The 4,150-nt window shown below is 53.2% G+C and carries 3 protein-coding genes; all 3 read right to left on the bottom strand.

From position 1 onward, the window contains the following. The coding region (locus tag QVP67_RS03295) for a glycoside hydrolase family 2 protein (protein WP_288179850.1) at positions 1 to 1,362 on the bottom strand (1,362 nt) is incomplete at its 3' end. 142 nt (positions 1,363 to 1,504) lie between these two features. Continuing rightward, positions 1,505 to 2,845 carry a BT_3987 domain-containing protein gene (locus QVP67_RS03300; protein ID WP_022162135.1) on the bottom strand — a complete coding sequence of 447 codons (1,341 nt, stop codon included), beginning with the start codon at positions 2,843 to 2,845 and terminating at the stop codon, positions 1,505 to 1,507. Positions 2,846 to 2,871: 26 nt separating this feature from the next. Further along, positions 2,872 to 4,150 (bottom strand): RagB/SusD family nutrient uptake outer membrane protein (locus QVP67_RS03305; RefSeq protein ID WP_288179851.1); only part of this gene is annotated, 1,279 nt, incomplete at its 5' end.

The raw sequence follows: 4,150 nt of genomic DNA on the forward strand, positions 1-4,150 counted from the left end.
GAACATGGGCTGATTGATGGTCGCTCCGTCGAGCACCGGATGCGAATAGGGGTCGTTGGGATAGTCCACCTCGTTGCCGATGCTCCACAGGAAGATGCTGGGATGATTGCGGTCGCGGCGCACCATGTCCGTCACGTCGCGTTCGATCCATTCCTCGAAGAAGTCGAACGATCCGTCATAACCCGGTTCGCCCACATTCCAGCCTTTAATCCACTTGCGTTTGGGAAACTCCCACTCGTCCGAAGCCTCGTCCATCACCAGCAGTCCCAGGCGGTCGCACCAGTCGTAAAGCACCGATGCCTGCGGATTATGGCTCATGCGGATGGCATTCACGCCAATGCCTTTCAGGTTCTTCAGGCGGCGTTCCCACACCTCGGACGGTACTACGGCCCCCAGCACACCGGCATCGTGGTGCAGGCAGACACCTTTCACCTTCATCCAGCGGCCATTCAGCGCAAATCCTTTGTCAGGGTCGAACTCCAGCGTACGCAGTCCGACGGTGGTCAGACAGCTGTCCAGCACCGTGCCGTCCTGCAGCAGCTCCGTTCTCAACGTATATAAATAAGGGCTATCGAGGTCCCAGCGTTTCGGATTGCTCACCCGCAGGCTCAAGGCGAGTTTGGACAGTCCGGCCTTGCGGTCGGCCATCCGTGCAGTGCCCTGTGCCACCTGCCGGCCAGCGGCATCGAGCAGCGCAGCTTTCACTTCCAGCCGGCCTGTAGCATCCACGTGCTTCTCCACCTCCACATCGACAGCCACCACAGCCCGGCGGTCGGTGAGCGAAGCAGCGTGCCACCCTACTCCCCACTGGGCAAAGTGAATGTCTGAAGCCGACACCATCCACACGTCGCGGTAGATGCCCGAACCCGTGTACCAGCGCGAATCGGCATATCGGCTGTGGTCCACGCGCACCGCCAGCACGTTGTCGCCTTCCTTCAGATAAGGAGTCATGTCGTACATGAAGGAAATGTAACCATTCGGACGCTTACCCAGCAGATGCCCGTTCAGATAAACTTCGCTACGGTTGTATATACCCTCGAAGTAGATGTAATGACGCGCCGCATCGTCGTCGATGCGGAAATGCTTGCGATACCAGCCCACACCGCCGGGCAGATAGCCGGTACAGCTGGCTAACGAAGGCGACAAATGATGTTCAACCGACCAGTCGTGAGGCAAATCGAGCCTGCGCCAGCGGGCATCATCGTAGTCGGTGGAGGACATCAACGAATCGTCGGAGAGCGTGAACAGCCATCCGTCGTTAAACTTGCCGGCCTTGCCAAAGGATACCTGGGCAGCAGCCGGAATCACTGGAGCCAAAACAAAGAACAGCCCCAGCAGCAAAGTAATCAGCCTGTTTTTCATGATAAAGAAAATCGTTTAATCGTATTCAATAATGCAAAGATATAAAACTTCCCTACATAGGGTATCGGCAAAGCAAAAGGGTGCCCCGTCGTCCGGGAACACCCTTCAGTATGTTCAGAGCCTTTCGGCAGAACCTCTGCCTTTAGAATCCGTAAGCGTAGATTTCGCTGAGCGAAGCATTGTTGCCACGATAGCTGGCTTCGATGACAACCTTGAAGTAACGTCCCTGGGTCGGAATCACGCCAAAGGTCTGGGCGGTGGTAATCTGCTCCAGTGAGAAGCTGCCCACTTCGGTCCACTCTTCCTTGTCGGAGCTGACGTAGAACTTACCGTAAGCGGTATCCATATACGTATCGTGCTGGCGCTGAACCAGAGCGAACTGTGCAAAGGTGTGCTCGGCCTGCGTATCGACAATGATTTCGTAAGGCATGCCCGGATTAGTTCCCGACTGCCACATCGAGTGCCAGTAAGTGCTCAGGTCGCCATCGATGGCACAGCCGGCCTTACCGCTTGCACCTTCGCCCGTAAGCTCTTCCGTATTGGCCTCGGCCGTCCAGCCCGTACGATCCAGTTCGGGAGCCATGATGCGGATGGTCAGCGGATAAACAGCCTTATCGGCCGAAATAGAGAACTGCGAGACACTGTTGATGCGGATGGGCAGCATGTAGTCGCCCGGTTCGAGGGTGCTGGCTGTCACCGAAACCGAGATGCCCGAATTGGTGATACCCGAAGCCAGCGTTACCGACTCGGGAACGGTATAGGTTCCTTCGGGCAGCATCTGATAAACGGTACCGTTTTCTTCGTTGTACTCAGCTATGTAGGCTTCGTCTACCACCAACTGGCCTGTAATGTCCCACTTGTTGTCGGTATCGAGCCCGATACCAATGTTCTTGTTAAGATCCGGTGCCGAACCGTAATTGTATTGGTCGACAGTTACCGATGTACTGGTAAAGCCCAGTGCCGGCATAATAACATCCATAATCTGCAAGAACAGTTCATCCTTATTGGCATTGATAGAGTCGCTCTCGCTGGTCACATGCAGAGGCAACACCCATACCGACTCGGGATCGGTCGCCATCAACGCTTTCACCTGTTGTGGCTTCAGCGCGATGTCTACCAGTTTGTAACGGTCGTCAACCGAGAAATCCAGATGAGTAGTACCAAGCGAGTAACAGTCGGTACTCAGCACTTTGTAGCTGACACCTTCCAACTGACTGTATTCGTTGTCCACTTCTTCCTGCGACAGGACATTGACATCGACCGAAGCCGTCTGATAAGGGTCACTGCCCGCCTTGAACACCGAGAAGGAGTACGTATTGTCTTCCTCCGTATCGAACAGGGTAAGTTCCTGCTTACCGCTGTTGTTCACGTAAAGAATCTTATGATATTCCGCCGGAACCAGATTCTCCAGATCGTATTCCGACTCGTTACAGGCTGCCAACAGAAGCAATCCGCCTGCTAACCATATATTTTTAATTTTCATAGAATGTGTTGTTTATAGTAAGACGATTAATATCCCGGAGCCTGTACCATCTGCGGGTTGCTGTAAAGTTCATCATAATCACTTCTCGACCATACAGGAAGCAGATATTGCTTGGTATCCCATTTGAAAGGCTGGTCGATGAGCATCGGAGTATTGAACTCCTCGAAAGTCGGGTTCAGCGTCAGACCGTTCAGGGCAAAGCGTGTACCCGCTTTCAGTTTGTCGGGAGCAATCGCCCAACGACGCAGGTCGTAGTAACGGTGTCCTTCTTCAAACAGTTCCACGAAACGTTCGTTGCGAACCCAGTCCATCAGACTCATTTCCGACAGATCGGCCGACGTCAGGTCTCTGATACCGGCACGTTTGCGGATGATGTTCAGATTGTTCAAAGCCTCACCTTCCTGATTCAGAGCAGCGTAGCATTCGGCCAGGTTCAAGTACAGCTCAGCCATACGGATGTACGGACGACGGGCAGCAGCATGATTGGTCGAACCGCTCGTTGTGTAGTTGATAGCCGGATCGATGAACTTCTTCGAAAGGTAACCGGTTCCTGAGATATTACGTGAATCGGAAGCACGCCAACCATTGGTGTTCGTGTTCTTAAAGTTCAACCACAGCGGGTTACCGTTGTTAATCTTCTTGGCATATTCGCATCCGTCGTAGGCAATCCAGGCATAGAAACGGGCTTCGCGCTTGGCATTCAGCTTGATAATATCGTTCTTGACATCTTCACCATCCAAATCGGTTGTAAGCGACGGACTGGAAGCTCCTTCATAGAAACGCGTATACCACTCGCTCTGCGGGAAGAAGTCAGGATCGTCCTCGGGCAATTCACCATTCTCGGTATAGAAATGCTGTACAGTGTACAAAGTCGGTGCAAATCCTGCCCAACCACCGTTCCAGCTTCCGTCACTTTTCTTCACTACACGGTTCGGCAGACGGGCTGTGGTAGCTTCACCACTGTTGGTTCCGTCAGAGTCGATACGTTGACCCCAAATCAGTTCCTTGTTATTGTCGCCCTCGGTAGCAGTTACCAGATACTGGAACATACGGACACGCTGTTTGAACAGGATGTTCTCTTCCGTATCTTCTTCACGTCCCGGAATGAACGGCAAGTCGATGCCGTCACGTTCTGCCTTCTCATTGGCTGTTTCAATATCAAAAAGTTGGTAACCGGCAGCCTGAGCAGCACTCAAAGCTTCCTGACAGGCAGTCAGCGCACGCGTCCACTTCGTTTCATCATAAGAAGAGCTGACCAGTTCGTAACCGTAGCCCGGAGTCTCGTAATTGGTATTCTTCCAACTC

It is taken from the genome of Bacteroides sp. CAG:633, assembly GCF_000435115.1.
Classification (GTDB): Bacteria; Bacteroidota; Bacteroidia; order Bacteroidales; family Bacteroidaceae; genus Bacteroides; species Bacteroides ndongoniae.